This is a genomic window from Paenibacillus sp. P4_A9 (assembly GCF_056402415.1).
Genome location: NZ_JBFUHL010000012.1, coordinates 13487 through 34592 on the forward strand (window position 1 = coordinate 13487; position 21106 = coordinate 34592).

Genomic DNA, 21106 nt, shown 5'->3' on the forward strand with positions numbered 1-21106 from the left:
TGAGGGCTGTCGCACATTGCGACAGCTTTTTCTTTTTGGATACCCTCTCATTTTCGTGTACACTTAGGACTAGAAGGATTATTAAATCGCCATTCATTTCTATTGTCCACATCTACTATAAGTGATAGATTGTGGATAACTTTGTGTGGCGCGTAGATCGAGAAGAGAGAAGTGACTTTGCATGCATCAACACTATCAATTAACCGTTGAAGAGGTATTGGAACGACCTTCCTTTCAACATGCCTATATCGCGGCTGGCCAAAAGGGCTTAGGACGCCTAGTCCGCTGGGTTCACATCATCGAAGTGATTCAGTTTGAACAGCTGCTGCAGGGTGGGGAGATGATTCTAACCACTGGCGCTGCCTTCAAAAACGATACAGGGTCATTCATGACCTATCTAAACCAGTTAATCCATAGAAATGTAACCTGCCTCTGTATCGAGATGGGGCACTATCTCAGTTCAGTTCCGCAAGCGTGGATGGATGYGGCTGAGGCGCATGATTTTCCGCTCATTATTTTCCCGGAAGCTGTACGGTTCATCGATATCACACAGGATATTCATGCTCATATTATTAATCAGCACCATAAAGCTCTTCAGGATTTAGAAAAAATATCGCGTGAATTTCATCGTTTGACCTTATCCTCCCAAGGTGTCACGCATGTGTTAGCTCTCCTACAAAGCAGCACCAAAGGCCAAGTGATTTATGTGCCTGTCGATGCACAGCCGAAGTTCATTCCGCCTGTCGGAAAGCGCGACTCAGCGCATTGGCTAGCCTTTCTCGCAAGCCATTATGCAGAAAACGGGAATGAAAGTTTAAGTGCTGGACCGTATCATGAAGATGTAGAAGGTCAAACGGTCATTGTTCAGCCAGTTGGCGCAATGGGCAAAACCTGGGCGCACATTTTGCTCGTACTTGATCGAAAGCCGCAGGAATATGAGTATTTAATTCTGGATTCGGCCTCCCTTTCCATTGCGCAGGATTTGTTGCGGAAACGCTACATGGAAGAGCGGAAATTGTACTCGCAAACCCTGTGGGTTGATGATCTGCTCCATATGCGCATTCATGATGAAGAGCAGATCAAGGTGCTGATCGGTTCAGAATTTAAGCGGCTGAATTCGCTGGATTATCGGGTCATATTGATCGAATTTGAACAAGACGGGCTAGCCACAGAAGATGACGGCATCGAATCTGCCGGGTTACACTTGTCGCTTTCGGCACGATCGATTTTTGAGGGGCAGCTGTTTCATCCCTTGATTACTTTGAAACATAACAGACTCATTGTCGTAGCGTTCGATAAAGCTCCCTTGAAGCCTGCAAAGGAACGGCTGCAGCATGTATTTGAGTCGCTTAAGGAGATGAAGGATAACGAGGGGATTCGGTTGAAAATCGGAATAGGACAGCAGAACCAACGCTTCTTACAAGCGCATCGCAGCTATCAGCAAGCGCTTCAAGCGTTGTCGTTAACGGTCACGCTGCAGCTGAAGAATATCATGTTTCATGATGAACTGGGCGTATTTGAGCTGCTGTTTCATATCGCAGACAAGGCGATTCTGGAGTCATTCATTCGCACATATCTCGGCCCGATTATTGACCATGATGGCCTGAAAGGCAGTGAGCTGCTGCGAACGCTTAAAGTATATCTCGACCATGATGGATCGAAGCAAATCGCTGCACAGCAGCTTTTTATCGTGAGACAATCTCTGTATTATCGTTTGGACAAAATCGAAGAGCTGCTAGGCGCCGATTATATGCTTCCTGAGAAAAGATTGGCGCTGCAAGTAGGGATTAGGGCTTATCAGCTACTGCATCCGGAGAAGAAATTGTGAAAAGAAAAGCGGTCAATTTTTGACAAAATGTCTAATGGAACTTACCCGGTTCTCTCTTATACTTGGAGACAAGTAGAGAGCGATCCTTTCGTTATGGGGTCCTCAAGAGAGGTTGATGGGGCATGATAATTGGCGTTCCTAAGGAAATAAAAAATAATGAGTTTCGCGTTGGCATGACACCAAGCTCGGTGCTATCATACAAAAATGCAGGACATGAAGTAAGAATCGAAACATTAGCTGGGCATAGCATCGGTTTCACGGATGAGGATTATACGGCAGCAGGTGCGACGATTGTTGCAAACGCAGCGGAGGTATGGTCATCTGACATGGTAGTCAAAGTGAAAGAGCCGCTTCCAGAGGAGTATGGTTACTTTCATGAAGGATTGATATTGTACACGTATCTGCACCTTGCACCAGAGGCGGAATTGACGCATGCATTGGTTAGCAAAAAAGTAACAGCCATCGCCTATGAAACCATCCAACTCGACAACGGAAGCTTACCGCTATTAACGCCGATGAGTGAAGTGGCTGGACGCATGTCCGTGCAGATCGGTGCGCACTTTTTGGAGAAAGCGCATGGCGGCAAAGGCATTCTGCTAGGCGGTGTCCCTGGCGTTGAACCAGGTAAAGTCGCTGTCATCGGTGGCGGAATCGTCGGTGCCAATGCAGCAAAAATGGCCGTCGGCCTCGGTGCTGATGTGACGATCATTGATTTGAATGCTGACCGTCTTCGTCAATTGGATGATCAGTTTCAGGGGCGGGTGAAAACGATCATGTCCAATCCCTATAACATTGCAGAAGTCGTACGTCGTGCGGATTTGGTCGTTGGCGCCGTGCTCATTCCAGGTGCTCGCGCACCTCGCCTCGTGACAGAGGATATGGTTAAAACGATGAGCCCAGGCAGCGTGATCATTGACGTTGCCATTGATCAAGGTGGTTCGATCGAGACGATCGACCGTATTACTACACACGATCAACCAACCTATGTGAAGCATGGCGTCATCCATTATGCCGTAGCTAACATGCCGGGAGCGGTGGCACGTACATCCACATTGGCGTTGACGAATGTGACAACGAGCTATGGTCTTCAAATCGCCAGCAAAGGCTACGCGCGTGCAGCGCTCGATAATAAAGCCATTGCCAAAGGGATTAATGTGGCACAAGGTCATGTGACGTATCAAGCCGTTGCTGAGGCGCATGGTTATGTGCATACGGATATTTATTCGCTGATCCAATAGAAAATATAGAGAACCTCCGCATGCTTGCGGAGGTTCTTTTTACTACACATCTCACAACTCTCCTCCTAATTTCACATTACTCTCGCCTTTCCGGAGCAGGATTGAGGAGGCAGTCAGTGAAGGGGAGTAGAGAAGATTAGAGATGTGAAAGAAGAACTGAGAGAAATTCATGAACAATAGAGTAATGACAATAAAGTGCGAGTGTTTGGGGGAGTTGAATTGCGATGTTGATGGAGATTGTTGAATGATGAAGGTGCTGGAGAGAGGGAAGTTTCAGCTTGACCAGCCTATGCCGCAAATAAATGGGTTTTATGTAGTTAATTCTTGGGGATTTCCGTTCAAATACCGAATAGATGGAAATTATACAGTTATTTCCAGTGTATTCGAAGAATTGATCATAAACTGGAATAATTAGCTACATGATTTCCATCTATATCGAGATTTCGGGACGAATTCTCAAAAATAGCTGTACATTTTCCAGTTAACTCATGCTTCTTACTACGTGTTGCTAAGATCTGCTGATTCAGCACCCTACCAACCTCATCAAATCCACCACCCCACCAACCCAATCTAGCACCCCCAACAACACTCTGGCCAAATTAATCCCTCACCCAGTAAATTCGCATTGACGCTACATTTATTAACATATAAAATTGAAAAAGTGAAACGCTTCAATTTAATAATTTTAGCTTCATCGCTACCCTGAATATATCTACATAAGCTTCAAACTAGGAGATGACAATTTGACTACAATACAGCAACGACAAGACGAAATCATCGCTAACATTGCGGCAGCAGCTTATAACCAATCTGTCTTGAGCAATGGGTTTCTTTTCGAAGGGGACGTTCGCGATAATTTCTATTACGCTTCCTATCTATTCGCCGCGTCTGTGGATCCGGCAATTGCTTTCGAAGGTGATCGCAAAGAAGCAAAGGATAAAGCTGAGCGCGTTTTCCGTCATTTACTTGAGATCCAAGATCAAGATCCGTCTAGCGGAACTTACGGTCATTGGCCGCTAAACTTAAGACCTACGCCACAAGAGGCGAAGAAGAACACTTTACCCGTTGAACTCATGGGCAGCTTGATGGTTTATTTTGCTCAGCGATATCAAGAACAGATGAGTGATGCCCTACGCGCGGCTTTTGATAACTCACTCCGGCATATTTATGACAGCAACTTTTATAGGAAGCCAATTACATCTTATAGTCACCATGAAGCCAAATATACGGCAGCAAAGCTGATTTTCGGACAACGCTATGAGGATGCCGCTCTACTTAACGATGGATACGAAAGTTTGCGATTGACCCTTGCACGCGTCACTACCAAAGGAATGTCGGAGTACGGCGGACTTCCTTGGTTCTGGCATTGGGTGCAAGCTTTTACCTGCGCTTGGCAACTAACGCAAGATGCAGAGATTCGAACCGAGCTAGCTCGGTTATTGGATTACCTCTGGAACCAGCGCGCAACCTTTTACCTTGGTGGTGCATGGACAGGTCCGCACTCGCGGATTTGGCCGCATGATATGCCCAAGGATACGAATGTGCTGCACGATTACGTACAATTCGGGGATTTCAAGCTGCCAGCACACATGCCAAGAACCGAATATGCAGGTTTCCTTGCTTATGAAGCACCTTCAGAAGCCATTCAAACTGCTCTGCATCGGTCATCAGTACCTGTTGAAATTAAACGACAAATTCCTAAGCAAATCAGTCAAGCTGAGCATGAGAATGACGTATTACACAGTTACGTGTATCACACAGAGAGCTTTGCAATGGGCGGCATGTGGGAACGAATTCGCGAGTTTGATAACGAGCAGCACCGCTGGGACGTTGCCTTCCCGCTCGATCACATGTCAGGCGTGAATCATGCCTATTTTTTCCATCCGGATCTGGAACAGCCTGAAGGAGATTTACGGCATCAAAGCGAATACACAGAAGTACTTTTTCATCGGAATGTCATCATGGCATCTTATTCCATGCCTGAAGATAAGCCTTCATACATCAAAGGATGCTTACCTTTAGGAGAATGGGTGGAGGCGTCAGGCGGACTTTTTGGACGCATAGGAAACGTCCTTATGGCTGTATTCATCCAACAACCGTACACCCGTGAGATTCTTGAGGATCGCTGCTTTGTAACGAGCCGTGGTAGAACGAATGCAGTCGTCGTCGAATGTATTGATCTTGCAACAGCTGAGTCACACGGAATTAGCGATGTCCATCAATTTGCAGCGATGATGAAGGGCAAGCAACCTACATACGAAGCAAATCACACAATCACTTACCATTCTTTGAATAACCAAACATTGTTGTTAAGCAGCGATCCAACAAAGGAAATCATTAGACTTGTCGATGGTGAATCCATCGATTTCACTTCCTATACGGTCGCTTAAATTCATAGAAATGAGGATGGACACATGCCAGCAATTGATTATCCTTTAGAAAAGCTTCTCACGTACGAAGGGCGAAATCCAAGACCCGAAGACTTTGATGCGTACTGGGAGCGTGCCATCGCTGAAATGAAGGCGGTAGATCCCCCAATCGAGCTTCGCCCAAGTGAATTTCAAGTACCGTATGCAGACTGCTTTGATCTGTATTTCACAGGCGTTAAGGGAGCTCGTATTTACGCGAAATATATTCGTCCGAAGCATGTAACTGAGCCGCATCCAGCTATCGTTCAGTTTCATGGATATTCAGGCAATTCGGGGGATTGGAACGATAAGCTTGCCTATGCAGCGCTAGGATATTCCTTCTTCTCCATGGATTGCCGCGGTCAAGGCGGATTCTCTGAGGATGTTGGCGGATCTAAAGGGACGACATTAAGAGGACACATTGTTCGTGGTTTGGACGATCATCCGGATCAGCTCTTATTCCGTGATATTTTCTTGGATACCGCACAGCTTGCAGGGATTGCGATGAGTATGCCTGAGGTTGACCCTGCACGTGTAGGTGCGATGGGGGGATCGCAAGGCGGAGCTTTGACGATTGCTTGTGCAGCATTGGAGCCACGCATTAAGAAATTAGCACCTATGTACCCTTTCCTCAGTGACTATAAGCGCGTGTGGGAGATGGATTTGGCGAAGGATGCTTATCAAGAGTTGAAGGACTTCTTCCGCCGTCATGACCCGCAGCACAAACGTGAGGAAGAATACTTCACGAAATTGGGCTACATCGATATTCAAAACTTAGCGAATCGTATTCAAGGTGATGTGATGATGGCTGTAGGTCTCATGGACACCGTTTGTCCTCCGTCTACACAATTTGCAGCATACAATAAGATCACATCTAATAAGAAGCTAGAAATCTTCCCTGATTTCGGTCATGAAGGATTACCAGGCTTCGGTGATTTGACTCTCCAATTTATGTTGGATCTTTAACAAATAAAAAACCACTCTCATTCCATTGATGCGAGTGGTTTTTTGCGCGCAGCCTGCTGCTGGCGATATTGGCTCGGTGTGACACCGATCATTTTTTTGAAAAGCTGATTGAAGAATTTCATATCCTGATACCCGACAAGTGCAGCAATGTCACTAATTTTATTGGAGGATTCACGTAAATACTGACAACAAGCTTCCAGTCGCGCGTGCTGCACATAGGTTGTAAAGCTCATGCCCGTGAGCTTTTTCAACTGTCGTTGGAGCTGACGCTCACTAATCGATAGCTTTGTCGCTGCCTCAACAAGCGTTAGCGGACTGCTGCAATTTATACGAATATAAGCCAGTAGGTTCTCTATGCTTTTCATACTTGCTTGTGGAACGTGCGGAAGCTGCTCCAGCTTCGCACGATGCATATACACGAGCAGCTGTTCAACACAGGCTTGCATAACGGTAATAAAGCCGACTCGCCGAGCTTTATGTTCGAAAAATAGTCGCTCAAATAGAGGCTGGAACTCACCGTTCTGCTCATGAAAGGAGAGAAATTCCACATCTTCATTCGGTTCAGCTGCTTTTTGAAAGAATAGAGGAATTTCTTGCTCACCCATCGTCGCTGCATGTCGTAGTAATTGGTTCATCCATGCCTGAGTAAAAATACAGTTATAAACGATGAGCGGTTTTTTCTGATTCGTCCCGGAAGGGCGGAACACATGCGAAATGCCAACCGGCAGGAAGAAAAGGTCTCCTTTGGTAACATTCATACTGACATTGTCAATATAGTGGGAGCCGCTTCCTTCTGCGACATAACTGATCTCTATGAAATCATGTGTGTGCTGCTGCATGTCGAAGGATTCGTGAACGCGATTCACATAAATAGGAAGTTCAGGAACGAAATATAAGCGGCCTGCCGATTCCGTAATGGTGCGCTTGATCGTCATCCTATTTCACTTTGAAGTGAACAACAGCGCTATACAGCATTTTGCCGGCATTTGGGTCGAATACGATATTATGCTGGATGGCATAAACATCGAGCATCAGCGCCTTGTTATTGTCGATTTGTTCATTAATTTTCTTTTCAAGTGTTTTTAAATCATAGGCCTGAAAAAACTCAATTTTATTTTCAATGCGATCTAAAATAAAGTCCATTGATCCTGCGCCTCCTTCAGCGATATGTAAATTTATGACGGCTTCTCTTATTATAACGTCAATATCTGATATAGGAAGTATAACTGAATAGGCGTATACTGGGAAATGACAGGGGATCGGACGTTTAGCATACAAATGTAAAGCCTTTCATGTCAGTCAAAATATTAATGGGAAGTGATGTCGTTTTGAAACCTACACGGTTATTGGTTGATTTCTTATTAAAGAAATGGCTGGTGTATGTCATCGCAGCAATATCAATTACAGTAGGGAATATTGTCTACTCGTATTATCCCAAGCTGCTAGGGATGTTTACGGACCAGCTCCAGAAGGGCGGACTCAGTAAAAGTTTAATTGCTCAATATAGTGTACAGCTGCTCGTCATAGGTGTTACTTTTGGTGTATTGTGCGCGATAGGGCAATACATGATCATGCGGAGCGGGCGACGCTTCGAATTCGAAACGAGAAATCGCTTATTTGATCATTTTACCCAATTGGGAGCAACCTTTTATTCGAAGAATGGCGTAGGTAAGCTGCTGAGCTATGTGATGAATGATGTCACGGTTATTCGAGAATCAATCTCATTGGGCATCAACCAAATTACGAACTCTGTCATTTTAATCGGAGCTGCTATTGTTTCGATGCTGTTCAGCTCCATTCCGCTGTATGTCATTCTGATTTGCATACTGCCCTTATTACTCATTCCTGTGCTTTCCGTAAAGTTTCAGCCTGTGATCAAGTCGCGGTCTTTAGAGGTTCAAGAAGCATTAGGAACCATGACAGAGTCAGCTGAGGAGCAATTCGGAKGCATTCGGGTTGCTAAGAAATTCGCTGTAGAACCGATTATGATTAGTCGATTTAGTGAAACGGTCGATCGCATTCGTGACAATCAGTTAAGGTTAGTTCGACTTTCCTCGTTATTTGAAGCATTAATTCCGTTTCTGGGTGCGGTATCGCTGATTATTGCGATTGCCTTCGGGGGCTATTTGACGATTCATGGTCGAATTACGATTGGGCATTTCGTTGAATTGACGCTGTATATTCGAATGATGGTCAATCCCTTGCAGCAAATTGGTCGTGTAATTAATGCGCTGCAGCGCTCACGTGCTTCCTTAGAACGGGTGAATGAGCTGCTGTCGAAGGAGGCCGAAATTAAGCAAAATGAGCTTGCCCAACCTACGCATCTCGATCAAGAAGAAATTCGCATTGAACATTTGTCCTTCTCTTATCCGGATGATGAAGATGAAGTGCTCCATGATATTTCACTGACGATTGAACCAGGGAAATCGATCGGTATTATTGGCAAAACAGGCAGCGGGAAGTCTACTTTGATGAAAATCATGCTGCGTATCTATGATCCGCCGGAAGGGACCGTATGGATCGGAGACAGCGATATCCGTGATGTGACGCTTGAAAGCTTGCGAAATCAGATCGCTTACGTGCCGCAGGAGGGCTTTTTATTCAGTACGTCCATTCGCGATAATATTGCGTTCTTCCGAAGGGAATCCTCTATAGAACAAGTGGAGCATGCTGCCAATAAGGCGCAAATTCTGTCCAGCATCATTTCATTTCCAGAAAAGTTTGAGACGAAGCTCGGTGAACGCGGGGTTACCTTGTCAGGGGGGCAGCGTCAACGAACGAGCTTAGCCAGAGGAATTATTAAGGATTCTCCCTTAATGATTCTAGATGACAGTGTCAGTGCGGTAGATTCGGTGACGGAGAAGCACATTATTGATGCGATTCGGCAAGAACGATTGAATAAGACGACCATCTGGATTGCGCATCGCATCTCAGCACTCAAGCACACCGATGAAATCATCGTGCTGCATGAAGGAAGAATCGTTCAACGCGGCACACACGATCAACTGATTGAGCAAGATGGCTTGTATGCAGAATTATATGCGATACAGGAAGGAGACAACGACGATGTTCAAGCGGAATAAACCTCCAATAGCGCATGAAAAATCGCAATCGCCTTTTCGTTCGTTAGCTGTGTACGCCAAACCGCACAGACTTACATTTTCAGCCGTTGTCGTGTGTGCTCTGTTAGGCATCGCGGCAGATTTGTTTCAGCCGTATTTGGTCAAAATTGCAATTGATGATAATCTGATGATCGGCAAAAATGATTTCAGCGCGCTTATCATGATCTGCTTGCTATACGGGATATTATCCATCTCGAGCTTAATTTTCAGCTACTTGCAAAATAATCTGCTGCAATTCGCAGGTCAGAGCATCGTAGCCAAAATCCGCAAGGATTTATTTCAACATATTTTCAAACAATCGATGTCTTATTACGATAAGACGCCAAGCGGCAGTCTCATCACCCATGTGTCCAGCGATACGGAAACCTTGAACCAGTTTTTCACCCAAGTGCTTCTGAGCTTAGTGCGTGATAGCATGACGTTGATTTTCATCATTGTACTCATGTATCATTTGGATCCGATGCTGACGATGTACAGTATGATTGTCATTCCCATCATCGTCCTCATCGCGGTGGGCTTCCGCCAATATATGCGCAAAACCTATCAACTGTCTCGTTCAAAGTTATCGCAAATGGTAGCATTCACTGCTGAGAATTTATCAGGCATGCATCTCATTCAAGCATTTCATCAAGAGAAAGAGCAGATGAGTCGCTTTACAGATAAGAACACAGGCTATTTCCGAGCAAACCTGAGAGAGATACGAACGAATGTATTATTCAACCGCTCATTTGATATTTTGGGGAATTTATCAATTGCCTTTATTACTTGGATTGGCGGGATAGCCGTCTTCGATCATGCGATTGAATTTGGCGTGCTCTACGCCTTCATCACGTATATTAGGCAGTTTTTTCAACCGATTAATAACATCACGCAACAATGGAATACTTTGCAATCCACGCAAGTTTCCATGAGTCGGATTTGGACTATTTTCTCGGCACAGCCTGAAGTAAAAGATAAAAAAGCTTCAGAGCTGATCCAGCTAGTTGACGTTAAAGGTGACATCCAATTTGATCATGTTCATTTTGGGTATCAGAAGGACACTGCTGTCATCGAAGATCTTAACTTACATATTGCTCCTGGCGAAATGATCGGGGTTGTAGGCACAACAGGTGCAGGCAAAAGCTCACTGATCAGCTTGCTCTGCCGTTTCTATGATGTGCAGAGAGGCAGCATACGGATTGATGGTATCGATATTCGGGACATCTCGCAGGCTGAACTCCATCGGACGATTGGCTTAGTGCAACAGGAGCCTTACTTATATGCGGGCAGTATTTTTGAAAATGTAAGCATGTTTGACCCCGCGATTTCACGTGAGACCGTCATCGATGCCTGCCGATTGGTCGGGGCCGACACACTTATTTCACGCATGAAGGATGGGTATGACACGCGGATTTCAGAGAGAGGAAGCGGGCTGTCAGCAGGTGAGCGGCAATTGATTTCTTTTGCTCGCATCATCGTATTCCAGCCCAAGGTGCTCATATTAGATGAAGCTACAGCCAACTTGGATTCACAAACGGAGCAGCTTATTCAAACAGCGCTGAGCATAGTCGCAGAAGGAAGAACGTCGATCGTAATTGCGCATCGCATTTCAACAATTATGCATGCTGACCGTATTATCGTGATGAGTCAAGKGGAAATTGTTGAAGAAGGAACACATGCTGAGCTGCTTGCACTTCAGGGCATCTATGAGGAATTATATCACCATTCACAAGGAAGTCAGGCCCAAGGAAATGAAGACAGAGGTCGGATTTCATCCATAGGCTAATGAGCAGGTACTAGGAATAGATAGTACTTCTCAAATCAACAATCTCATATACAATTAGAAGTAAGTAAGTCGAGAGGAGGGGAAACAGCATGAAATCCAACAAAATCATGATCCAACTAGGGTATGTATTGGGGGCTAGTGCTCTTTTAACTGCTATCGGTTACTTCTTCGCTTCAAACTGGGAGAAGCYTAGCCGATTTGAGAAATTTATTCCGGTCTTTGTGCTCATTTTGGGATTCTATGGGTTATCCGTTTGGCTTTCTCGCCATGATGGAAGAACGTTTCTAAGTAAATTAAGCTTGTTTGCCAGTTGTATTTCCTTCGGTGTTGGGGTAGGGCTGATCGGTCAAACCTACAATTCACACGCAGACAGCTATAGCTTGTTTCTCGTGTGGTTCCTGCCAGCTATTCTGTATGCGATCTTAACCAGATGGCAGCCCTATTATGTCTTAAGTTATATTCTTGGCCATCTCGCGTATGGATTGTATTTCTTTCCCAAATGGGGGAGTTATTCCGAATCGGAAGGCGCTACAATCGCTATTTGGTTAGGTTTAGCGATCGTGAACAGCACCTTGTTCATGTTGTTTGAGAAGGGACGCATACAATCACCGTTTCTAAAATGGGTGACCTTTCAAGCGGCACTGTGTATACTCATTATCATGTCAGTGTCCCATATGTTTGAACACTATGGCATTTGGATGAATGTACCTCTTGCTGCTGTGCTTGCACTTGCGGTGATGTATGCGCACAAGACACAGAATAAAGTGTATCTGTTGTTCTCAGGGCTATGGATTTCGGCCGCGATTACGTGCAAATACATTGAAATCATCATTGAATATCATAATGAATGGTTTTTTATCGTGAGCTTGTTGTTCGTGATCGTCTTTATCGGCGCAAATGTAATGTTTATGAATTACGTTCGTGCGTGGCGTCCAGTCTCTGAGAGAACAGAAAGCGGGACAGATATTGATACTGCTGCGGCTGAGAAAGGCGATGGGGACTTCACCAAGTGGATCGTTCGCGTGCTTACGATTTCCGTGATTATCATCGGTTCTCTGCTAGGCAGTGCTACACTGATCGGTCTCGTGACTGTCGTTCTAGGGTTTGATGATCCTGCCAATATCTTGATCGGATATGGCTTTCTTTCCGTCATTGGGATGTTAGCCGCGAAGAAATTCAATGTATTGGCGCGTTTTACGATTTTGATTAGCGGACTTATGCTGGGAACTGGCGCGGCTGTCGGCACAGAGCAATCTTCGATGCTGCTAATCTTTCTAGCGCTAACACTGGTCGCTTTTGTATATCTGCAGGGTTTGGTTACGCGGGTCCTATTCTTCTTAGCATCTGTCATCATCTTGGCCTTTATCTTGTTTGACTGGATGAACAGCGGTGTCGCTGTGCTTAGTATACTTGCCGGCTTGCTCTTCGTGCTTTTCGCTGGCGGTCAGCTGATTCGTCAGTCTGCATTCCGAGAACCAGTCCTGTACAGCAGCCTCCCGTCCTTTTTGTTAGCACTATTCTCGTTAACCTTCCTGACAGAGTCTGGATGGTATTATGTAACGAATGTACTATTCTTCCTGCTCGTACTAGCGGCGATAATAGTGAGTAGACAGCAACAGGATCGATGGATATTCGCTTGGTCGATGGGCTTTTGGATCGCCTTCCTCGTGTACAAATATTACGATTTGGCTTGGAAGCTTCTGCATAAATCCATTAGCTTCGCCATTATCGGAATTCTAATTCTAGGGATCACAGTGTGGGTTGAAAAAAGGCAGGGACTTGAGCCAGAAACGACTTTACTTCCGCGGCCTGGGTATGGCGTGAATCGTTGGATCATCGCTTTATTAGTTTTACTGCAAGTCGCGGCAATGTCTTTGCAAATCGGTAAGAGCGAGTATCTACTTAGCCATGGTAAGCTGATAAAGCTGGAGCTGCAGCCGCTCGACCCGCGTTCATTGATTCAAGGTGACTATGTGCGCCTGCGTTACGTGATTTCGGAGCCTGAGATCTATCAACATGTGGAAGATCTGAATTCCGAAGGAAAAATAACCGTCGTTCTTGCACCCAGTGGAACCTCGGGTGTTTATGAGTTCCGCCGGGAATATCAATCAGGTGAGCAACTTGCTGCCGATGAAGTCCGCTTGAACGGTGAAAGAGTTGGCTATGAAGGGATCAAGTATGGCATCGAAAATTTCTTTATCCCAGAAGGTACAGGGAGAGATTATGAGCAAAATGCCAAGTTTGCTGAAGTAAAAGTATCCGCAAGCGGCGATGCGATCTTAGTACGGTTAACAGAGAAATAAGTCAGCATCTATAGAAAGAATGAGGTAACAAACATCATGTGGCTCCTATTTTCCGTCCTCGCGGCACTATGCTTTGGGCTGCGAGGTATTTTGTATCATTGGTCTAGTCAACAATCTCTAAATCGAAATGTCCTGCTCTGTGGCACCTTTGCTATGGGTGCTGTTGTTAGTCTCGTGTGTGCCCTAATTTGGCAGTCGGAGTGGGAAGTATCGGCGCTGATCGGGATTCAAATGGGGTTGTTCTCCTTCGGAGCCAATGCCAGCATGTTTAAAGGCTTCGCAGTGGGCAAGGCTTCGTTAGTCGCGATTTTGACAGGCTTGCCCTCTGTCGTGGTCGTACTATTTGCATATGTTATGTGGGGTGAACGGCTGAACTTGCTTCAGCTGTTTGCCTTTGTTGTCATTGTCATCGGTATACTGTTTGTCAGGTATTCTAATGATATTACATTGAAAAACTTACAAGGTGCGGGTTGGGGCGTCGTTGCACTTCTCTTATTTGCAGCCAACGACTTGTCCAGTAAATGGACAACCCTTGTGCATGCCTCGCTATTTCCTACGTTGTTCTATATGTTTGCTACGGGTACCATTTGCTTCGCTATTTGGTGGTGGAGAGATAAGAAAAAGCATTCATCGCAGGAAAAAGTGGGAAATGCTTCGGGTAATGCCTGGACAGAACGTAAGACGTTCCTATTCGGAATGATTGTAGGCATTACCAATGTCATGGGGATGATTCTGATCATTCACGGTTTTGCGAATGGGATAACAGGATTGGTTTCGGCTGTTGTCGCCCTTAATGTGCTGATTGTACTGCTGTATACGCGATTTATTTTAAAAGACAAATTCTCAAAGATGGAACAATCCGGCTTAGCTATTGCCATGGTAGGCATACTGATAATGAAGCTAGTTGCTTCGTAAAAATGCGTTTCAACATGTAAATTACAACATATACTTTCTGATCTGGCGTAAATGCGTTACAATAGGTATATTCGTGCCATTAAGAATGATTCAGGAGGCTTTAACGACAATGACAGACAAAGATATCGAAACAGAAGTACTCGTAGAGAACGAACATGATCCAGAACATGATCCAGAACGTGATCAGGCCCAAGTCATTATTACTTGGTTCCAACATATCCTAGAAATTGTGAAAGAACAATTTCCTGAGTATGAAGCCGATGGTCAAATTGGTAATAACCCAACATACGGTCCGATGTTTGCTTTTACACTCAAAAAAGATGAGAAGTCCACAGCATGCGGATTTTTCTTGAATGAAATTATGAGGAATTTCCAAACGAACCCGAATGCAGGCCTGTGGTTGTCCTCTTTCTTCGTTGATTTGTTGAGAAGCGACGCAAGTCACCTACTTCCGAATCCACCTCAATCCGAAGATGAAGCCAAAGAACTGTTGGACAAGCATATTGTTCCCTATTGTGCGGCTACCGTTCGCGAGGAGTTCCCTGATCAGAAGATCTATGTAGATCTAGAGCTTCATGAGGAGCACGGCCCAGTTCTTGAGGCTGGATTTGTTGCTGTCGAAGATGGCAACAATACCTGTGCACTACCTTTGCAATATTTAATGACATTATATTTATTGAACCGCGACCCGGCAGAACCGCTGATTCAAGCGATGTATCGTTTGTATGAGGAAAACAATTTAGGCCAATAATGATCGAAATGTAAGACAGCCAGGAGGGATTTCCTCTTGGCTGTTTTTTTCATTTCAGTATGAAAAATGTATGCACACTCATTAGTCCGATATCACTGACTTAAACCGAGAATTCTATCTAAAAAAGAACAAATAGTCAGGTTTTACCGAACTATTTATCAATTTTCCTTGGACGGTGTTTGTTATTGATGATTTAGTTGGGTTATATCGGACTAATTACGAATAGTAGCGAGGAACGTGAGATTAGTCCGATTATTTCGGATTAATGGTTGTCGGAGGGTCAATGTATGCCGAGTTAGTCGATAAATTCGACTAACTCGAGAGAAAAATCAGCCCTACGAGTGAAGCTACAAGTTCCGATAGACCATAAAATCATCATAGGTCTTTATGATGGGAATCGCAGCACTCGCCCCGAGCTTTGCATATTTCATCGCATGCGAAGTGTTGAATAACACGACTGAGTCGCTTTGGCGAAGCCAGCCCTTATCACAAAGGACAAGCATTGCAGCCCATGTCGCCGCGCCCTCTGGGGAAGAGGAAATACCATCCGAGCCTAAGCTTTGCGCGGCATTTGCAATTTGCTCTTTGGAAACCGCGATGGCGGTTCCTCCGCTTTGTTCAACAATCGACAGTAGGAGTCCCAAATCCGGGGGATTAGGGACACGCATCCCAGTCGGAGTTGGTATAATTTTGCCCACTGAAGCCAGAGCCACCTCACTTTCAGTCGTTAGCGTCACCGCCACCGATTTCTGTACACCATCCACAATAGGCTGACAGCCTTCCTCTTGGACACAAACGAACCTAGGCATGTCGCAATCGATGAATCCTAAGGACTTCAGCTCCAAAAATGCTTTCCACATGCCAATGATGCCGGAACCTCCACCCGTGGGATAGATAATCACATCAGGGAATGTCCATCCCAACTGCTCGGCGAGCTCAAATCCCATCGTTTTCTTACCTTCTACCCGGCCCGGTTCCTTCAACGTACCGACATTCACCCAACCTTGCTCCGCTCGACCAGACTCGATAATCGCGGCAGCATCATGAATAAAACCATCGACAAGAACCGTCGTTGCCCCGTACAAAGGGCACTCATCTACGATGAGTGAGGGGCAGTCCATGGGGATAAAGACGAAAGCTTGAATCCCGGCTCTTCCTGCATACGCGGCTAAAGCACTTGCCGCATTCCCATTGGAAGGAACAGCGGCTTTTTTAGCCCCAGCTTCCTTCAATAAGGAAACCGCAACAGAAAATCCGCGTGATTTAAAGCTTCCCGTGGGGTTCTGTTCCTCTCTTTTGATCCAAATCCGATGAAGGGAGAGCTTGCTCTCCCAGCTTGGCATACGCAATAGAGGCGTCCAGCCCTCTCCTAAGGAGACGACATTTTCAGAATTACGAACAGGTAACATCTCTTTATAACGCCACATCGAGGGGGCACGGAGCCGTAGGGATTCTTTCGTGAAAGACCGTGCAACGTGCTCAAGATCATAGTCAACTAATAACGTGCCGCCGCATTCGCATTTCATGTTTTGATAACGGAAGGGCAGTCTTGCAGAACATCGTGAGCAATACAGCTCCCATTGTTTCATGTCTGGGCCTCCTCAGCGTCTCCGGCAGGGGTGGTCATTGGCTTTTCCTGCTCGCATGAAATGATTTGATTTTGTGGAACGCAGCTTTATTAGGAAGTTTCAAGAAAAGTTCCAGCATGGGGGAGAAATTCACTTCGATAATCCAAACATGTCCCTGCTTATCAAAAGCCATATCAATGCCCATGGTTTTCACCCAACGGTAGGAAGGACCCAATTTTGCAGCTGTTCGTAGTGCAACCGAATGCAGTTCTGCGAGGAGTGTAGAAGTCGGCAGGTTTTGAAGCGCAGAGTGGCCGAGAGCGTTCTCTACGGTGACAACTTGACCTCCGCTCCTGCGAATATTCGTAACGATAAAGCCTTTGCCGGCAACTTTCGCCAGCATACCTGTTACCTGCCAATCCGCTTTCGGGTGACGTTGAACCATCACTCTAAGATCGAATGGACGGCCATTCTTGGTGGCAAGGTTGATACGCTGTTGGACGATGTAATTTTTACTGGCTTTCTTTTTGATAAAAGCGTTGACTTCCTCCGGTACGGAATATGTCCGTTTTTTGGCTCCATCTTGAAATTCGTAGGTGGAGTTTCCCATAGTTTTGACCCGGATGACCCCGTTCCCRCCATAACTGCCTGTCGGTTTAAGGATGATTTGACCATATTTGGTCAACATACGCCAGAAGCTGCTCACGCTCAACCAGTCCGTTTCAGGTAAAAAAGCTTGAAGCTTCTTTGAGTTACGCAGCAGTTTATATTTGGTCCATTTACTCGTCGATAGATTACTCATACGCTTTCTCTTCTTGCCTTTGAATAACCAAATCATGTTCCTCCACCTGAAGGAGCTTGTTATGTTCATCAACGAAGACTACCTGCGGCTTGAGTGTCCGAATTTCCTCTTCGTTCATAAGCCCCATGCTAAGGATAATCACGAGGTCGCCTGGAGAGAAGAGATGGGCTGGCGGACCGTTTAATCCGATTTTGCCGCAGCCTTCTGGCGCGGGAATGGCATACGTTTTCCAACGTGTGGCATTACGCAGACTAGTGACTTGAACCATTTCATAGGGATAAATATTCGCTTTGCGCATCAGTAATCCATCAATGGTAATGCTGCCTACATAATCCAAATCGGCTTCCGTTACAGTCGCGCGATGAATCTTCCCTTTACACATTAGTCGCTGCATGTGCAGTAGCGCTCCTTTATAATCACATGTTGTTCTTCACAGCGTATGAGAGAGACAAGTATCACGGTGTAGGCATGGGCCTATTTTGATAGAAAAATGGGCAACGCAATTGGGGAATTACCTCGTTATTTCCTGGGTAATCGCAAAATCCGACAAGCTAGTCCCTATATACAAAAAAACAGAGCCTTGGGCTCTGTTTCAACCTTTAAATTAATTTAAGGCCGCTAATTAACACAATGCTGGCAATAATCGTACGAAGTACATTCGTAGGGGCTTTCGTTGCGAGCATGCTGCCGATGAGTACGCCAGGGATTGAACCGATGAGAAGATTCATGACGAGTGAGTAATTTACATTCCCCAAACTGGCATGTAGAATACCTGCCGTCGAAGAGAGTAGAAAGGCATGTGCGATATCCGTTCCTACGAGCTGAACAGGAATCATTCGGAAAAAGTAGAGCATGGCAATGGCATATAAGGAGCCGGAGCCAATGGACGTAAGGCCAACAATGAAGCCTAGAACTGCACCAATCGTTATCGTCAACCAGCGTTTCTCTTCTAAAGATTTCAGCTGCCAACGATTTTCTTTCAGCCGATGCCCGAAGAATACCTTGAACAATGTCGCGAAGGCCACCAGAATTAAAACATAGCCGAGAGCGTGTTTGATGATCAATTCTTGATTGTCGAAGAAAGAGTCAAATAATTTCAGGAACGCGACGGCGAGCACAACTCCAGGAATACTGCCTAGAGCAAGCATTTTTACCAGCTTAAAGTCAATTGTTTTCTGCCGCCAATGCTGGATCGTACCGAAAAGCTTCGTAATCGAGTTATAAAGAAGATCAGTACCTACAGCAATGGAAGGATGAATGCCAATTAAGATTAAAATCGGAGTCAGTAAGGACGCACCGCCAACCCCAGTCAATCCGACTAGAAATCCAACAATTACACCCATTAGAATAATACTTAAAGTCATGTTGTCATGTCCTCTTTTCAATTACCCACTAAACACATTGGATTAATTTTATTCCTGTATTAGGCATTTGTAAAGAGAAATTTTCCTGGTCATCCCTTATCCCGAGTAAATGGCTTGCTATTCATGGAATCTGGATTCAGTTATAATGGTTAGATGTGTCAAAGTCAGCTTAGGAGGATTAACTATGCGTAATCGAACTACCGTTATGGTCAGTATCGTACTGGCCATGTTAGTGGCGTCTATGGATACGACAATTGCCAATACAACGATGCCGATCATTGTGAATGACATTGGCGGGAACAGCCTATTTGCCTGGGCATTTACTTCGTATATGGTACTTTCTACCGTTCTTGCACCTTTAGCAGGGCGTTTATCGGATTTATTTGGGCGTAAAAGAATATATGCCACAGGTATTTTACTGTTTCTTGGGGGCTCCGTCCTCTGCGGATTATCAGATAGCATGGTGCAGCTTATCATATTCCGAGCCATTCAAGGGATTGGTGCAGGGGTGATGATGCCATTTCCATCGATTATTGCCGGAGATATCTACCCAGTGGAGCAGCGTGGGAAAGTACAAGCCTTTTTTACAGGCATGTGGGGATTATCCGCCATTTTAGCACCTACATTAGGTACATTTTTTGTAACCTACATGAGCTGGCGCTGGATTTTCTTCGTGAATGTTCCGATTTGTCTCATTGCATTGCTAGCCTTGCTCCCATACAAAGAAGTTTACCAACCGAAGAAAGCCGTGATCGACTATTGGGGGGCGCTCCTATTTGCCGCAGGGATTTCTTCCTTACTACTTACAACGGTGGTCCACTCCTATACGTACATCTATGGTGCTATTGGTGTTGTACTGCTTGTCGTGTTCTTCCTTTATGAAAAAGGCCATGCAGCCCCAATCGTCCCTTTGGATCTGATGCGTAATCGGCCAGTCGCCTTAATGATTGGCGGCTCGTTTCTGAGCTGCGCTGCACTTTTCGGGACGGCCAGCTTTATCCCATTGTACTTGCAAAATCAAGGCTACTCGCTATTCGTCAGCGGTATTGCACTGCTTAGCACATCCATCGGGTGGATGGCTGTTGCTGTCCCTAGCGGGAAATGGGTAATCCGCTTCGGCTACAAACCGCTGTTGGTAACGGGGAACATTTTACTTGTCGTCACTGCGGTTTTACTATTCTTTATCCGTGAAGGAACCTCATTTTGGTACGTATTTAGTGCGCTTGGTTTGTTGGGTCTATCGTTTGGACTTCTGTTTACGGTGTCAACCATTGGCGCGCAGCAGTTAGTCGAAGCCCATCAGAAGGGGATTTCGACCTCGCTGCAGTTGTTCGCCCGGAATATCGGCACAGCGGTAAGCGTGACGGTGATGGGATCGATTTTAACGAAATCAGACGCTTTCTATACTGGCATCCATGGGATGTTCGTTTATGGGCTAATTGCAAGTGTTGTGGCTTTCGCCGTGCCTTTAGCGATTCAATCGGTGAGAAAAGAGCCCTTGTCGGGATAATTGTCGACGAGTCAGAAGCATAATTGATGTAAGTTGACAGCCTGCTCCCTTTAGTAGAATATTAGAGATATATGAATAAGAAAGAAGTGAGTGTTCGTGCTACTGAATGTGAAGTCCCGTATTCATGAAGGTGAAATTCAACAATTACTTGGCTACAGCGTGTTTCCAGATCCAGATTCTCTACAAAAAGCCCTCAGCTATTATGAAAATAATGAAAATACATGGTTATTTGCCTATGAGTCGGAAGGCTTACCTGTTGGAATTATCGGCTTTGAGCTGAATGAGAAGCAGGAAATGATACTTCGCCATCTCGCAGTTGAACCTGAGAGCAGAGGGGAGGGCTTCGGAAGAGGCATGCTGCTTGAAATCATCGAGGACATGCAACCAACTCGGATCACAGTGGAAACCGATGAAGATGCTGTGCAATTTTACCGGAATGTCGGATTCGTGATTCTCAGTCTTGGGGAGAAATATCCGGGTGTAGAGCGATTCCAGTGTACGTATGAGGTCGAGGAAGACGAAGAAGAATAAAAAAATCCCGAAGGACTGCAGCTATGCAGCTTTCG

18 protein-coding genes are annotated in these 21106 nt (G+C 45.4%); 11 read left to right on the forward strand and 7 right to left on the reverse strand.

Going from position 1 to position 21106, the window contains the following annotated elements:
- Window positions 1–181 precede the first annotated feature (181 nt).
- Both AC1DVJ_RS11360 and ald read left to right on the forward strand, forming a co-directional pair.
- Window positions 182–1828, forward strand: a complete 1647-nt coding sequence (locus AC1DVJ_RS11360) for a PucR family transcriptional regulator (protein WP_477590756.1) — start codon at window positions 182–184, stop codon at window positions 1826–1828.
- Window positions 1829–1950: 122 nt separating this feature from the next.
- Window positions 1951–3066: an alanine dehydrogenase gene (ald, locus tag AC1DVJ_RS11365; protein ID WP_477590758.1), complete on the forward strand. Its 1116-nt coding sequence runs from the start codon at window positions 1951–1953 to the stop codon at window positions 3064–3066.
- 395 nt (window positions 3067–3461) lie between these two features.
- Here ald and AC1DVJ_RS11370 read toward each other — a convergent pair whose 3' ends face one another.
- A complete protein-coding gene (locus AC1DVJ_RS11370; RefSeq protein ID WP_477590759.1) occupies window positions 3462–3635 on the reverse strand; it encodes a hypothetical protein in 174 nt (57 codons plus the stop codon).
- A gap of 174 nt (window positions 3636–3809) precedes the next feature.
- Between AC1DVJ_RS11370 and AC1DVJ_RS11375 the strand changes: the two genes are divergently transcribed.
- Together AC1DVJ_RS11375 and AC1DVJ_RS11380 are read left to right on the forward strand one after the other, a co-directional pair.
- Window positions 3810–5456: a hypothetical protein gene (locus AC1DVJ_RS11375; protein ID WP_477590760.1), complete on the forward strand. Its 1647-nt coding sequence runs from the start codon at window positions 3810–3812 to the stop codon at window positions 5454–5456.
- A gap of 24 nt (window positions 5457–5480) precedes the next feature.
- Window positions 5481–6440, forward strand: coding sequence for an acetylxylan esterase (locus AC1DVJ_RS11380; protein ID WP_477590761.1), 960 nt, complete (start codon window positions 5481–5483; stop codon window positions 6438–6440).
- Between the two features lie 17 nt (window positions 6441–6457).
- On the opposite strand, the gene AC1DVJ_RS11385 is transcribed toward AC1DVJ_RS11380, so the two are convergent.
- Together AC1DVJ_RS11385 and AC1DVJ_RS11390 are read right to left on the reverse strand one after the other, a co-directional pair.
- Window positions 6458–7375, reverse strand: coding sequence for a helix-turn-helix domain-containing protein (locus AC1DVJ_RS11385; RefSeq protein WP_477590762.1), 918 nt, complete (start codon window positions 7373–7375; stop codon window positions 6458–6460).
- Between the two features lies 1 nt (window position 7376).
- Window positions 7377–7583, reverse strand: a complete 207-nt coding sequence (locus AC1DVJ_RS11390; protein ID WP_477590763.1) for a YrzA family protein — start codon at window positions 7581–7583, stop codon at window positions 7377–7379.
- Window positions 7584–7732: 149 nt separating this feature from the next.
- Between AC1DVJ_RS11390 and AC1DVJ_RS11395 the strand changes: the two genes are divergently transcribed.
- From AC1DVJ_RS11395 to AC1DVJ_RS11415, 5 genes are all read left to right on the forward strand, one after another.
- Complete coding sequence (locus AC1DVJ_RS11395; RefSeq protein ID WP_477590765.1) at window positions 7733–9523, forward strand: ABC transporter ATP-binding protein; 1791 nt, start codon at window positions 7733–7735, stop codon at window positions 9521–9523.
- A complete protein-coding gene (locus tag AC1DVJ_RS11400; RefSeq protein WP_477590767.1) occupies window positions 9507–11327 on the forward strand; it encodes an ABC transporter ATP-binding protein in 1821 nt (606 codons plus the stop codon). Before AC1DVJ_RS11395 ends, AC1DVJ_RS11400 begins: the two co-directional genes overlap by 17 nt.
- An 89-nt stretch (window positions 11328–11416) precedes the next feature.
- Window positions 11417–13630, forward strand: a complete 2214-nt coding sequence (locus AC1DVJ_RS11405) for a GDYXXLXY domain-containing protein (RefSeq protein ID WP_477590768.1) — start codon at window positions 11417–11419, stop codon at window positions 13628–13630.
- Between the two features lie 36 nt (window positions 13631–13666).
- Window positions 13667–14545, forward strand: a complete 879-nt coding sequence (locus AC1DVJ_RS11410; RefSeq protein WP_477590770.1) for an EamA family transporter — start codon at window positions 13667–13669, stop codon at window positions 14543–14545.
- A 109-nt stretch (window positions 14546–14654) separates the two neighbouring features.
- The gene (locus AC1DVJ_RS11415) at window positions 14655–15296 is read left to right on the forward strand and encodes a hypothetical protein (protein WP_477590772.1); all 642 of its coding nucleotides are present in this window, start codon (window positions 14655–14657) and stop codon (window positions 15294–15296) included.
- Between the two features lie 347 nt (window positions 15297–15643).
- On the opposite strand, the gene AC1DVJ_RS11420 is transcribed toward AC1DVJ_RS11415, so the two are convergent.
- The 4 genes from AC1DVJ_RS11420 to AC1DVJ_RS11435 all read right to left on the reverse strand — a co-directional run bounded on the left by AC1DVJ_RS11420 (window position 15644) and on the right by AC1DVJ_RS11435 (window position 19030).
- Window positions 15644–16885 (reverse strand): threonine synthase, encoded by a 1242-nt coding sequence (locus tag AC1DVJ_RS11420; protein WP_477590774.1) that lies wholly within the window; start codon window positions 16883–16885, stop codon window positions 15644–15646.
- A gap of 34 nt (window positions 16886–16919) precedes the next feature.
- Window positions 16920–17702: a YheC/YheD family protein gene (locus AC1DVJ_RS11425; RefSeq protein ID WP_477590776.1), complete on the reverse strand. Its 783-nt coding sequence runs from the start codon at window positions 17700–17702 to the stop codon at window positions 16920–16922.
- Window positions 17659–18060 carry an aspartate 1-decarboxylase gene (gene panD / locus AC1DVJ_RS11430; protein WP_477590777.1) on the reverse strand — a complete coding sequence of 134 codons (402 nt, stop codon included), beginning with the start codon at window positions 18058–18060 and terminating at the stop codon, window positions 17659–17661. Before panD ends, AC1DVJ_RS11425 begins: the two co-directional genes overlap by 44 nt.
- 205 nt (window positions 18061–18265) lie before the next feature.
- Window positions 18266–19030: a sulfite exporter TauE/SafE family protein gene (locus tag AC1DVJ_RS11435; protein ID WP_477590779.1), complete on the reverse strand. Its 765-nt coding sequence runs from the start codon at window positions 19028–19030 to the stop codon at window positions 18266–18268.
- A 184-nt stretch (window positions 19031–19214) separates the two neighbouring features.
- On the opposite strand from AC1DVJ_RS11435, the gene AC1DVJ_RS11440 reads away from it, so the two are divergent.
- Together AC1DVJ_RS11440 and AC1DVJ_RS11445 are read left to right on the forward strand one after the other, a co-directional pair.
- Window positions 19215–20540, forward strand: coding sequence for an MFS transporter (locus tag AC1DVJ_RS11440; protein ID WP_477590780.1), 1326 nt, complete (start codon window positions 19215–19217; stop codon window positions 20538–20540).
- A 96-nt stretch (window positions 20541–20636) separates the two neighbouring features.
- Window positions 20637–21071, forward strand: coding sequence for a GNAT family N-acetyltransferase (locus AC1DVJ_RS11445; protein ID WP_477590782.1), 435 nt, complete (start codon window positions 20637–20639; stop codon window positions 21069–21071).
- Window positions 21072–21106 lie beyond the last annotated feature (35 nt).

Coding starts and splice junctions, on each gene's coding strand:
- AC1DVJ_RS11415 (WP_477590772.1), top strand. CDS start 14,655: ATGACAGACAAAGATATCGAAACAGAAGTACTCGTAGAGAACGAACAT.
- panD (WP_477590777.1), bottom strand. CDS start 18,060: ATGCAGCGACTAATGTGTAAAGGGAAGATTCATCGCGCGACTGTAACG.
- AC1DVJ_RS11420 (WP_477590774.1), bottom strand. CDS start 16,885: ATGAAACAATGGGAGCTGTATTGCTCACGATGTTCTGCAAGACTGCCC.
- ald (WP_477590758.1), top strand. CDS start 1,951: ATGATAATTGGCGTTCCTAAGGAAATAAAAAATAATGAGTTTCGCGTT.
- AC1DVJ_RS11410 (WP_477590770.1), top strand. CDS start 13,667: ATGTGGCTCCTATTTTCCGTCCTCGCGGCACTATGCTTTGGGCTGCGA.
- AC1DVJ_RS11440 (WP_477590780.1), top strand. CDS start 19,215: ATGCGTAATCGAACTACCGTTATGGTCAGTATCGTACTGGCCATGTTA.
- AC1DVJ_RS11390 (WP_477590763.1), bottom strand. CDS start 7,583: ATGGACTTTATTTTAGATCGCATTGAAAATAAAATTGAGTTTTTTCAG.
- AC1DVJ_RS11380 (WP_477590761.1), top strand. CDS start 5,481: ATGCCAGCAATTGATTATCCTTTAGAAAAGCTTCTCACGTACGAAGGG.
- AC1DVJ_RS11385 (WP_477590762.1), bottom strand. CDS start 7,375: ATGACGATCAAGCGCACCATTACGGAATCGGCAGGCCGCTTATATTTC.
- AC1DVJ_RS11435 (WP_477590779.1), bottom strand. CDS start 19,030: ATGACTTTAAGTATTATTCTAATGGGTGTAATTGTTGGATTTCTAGTC.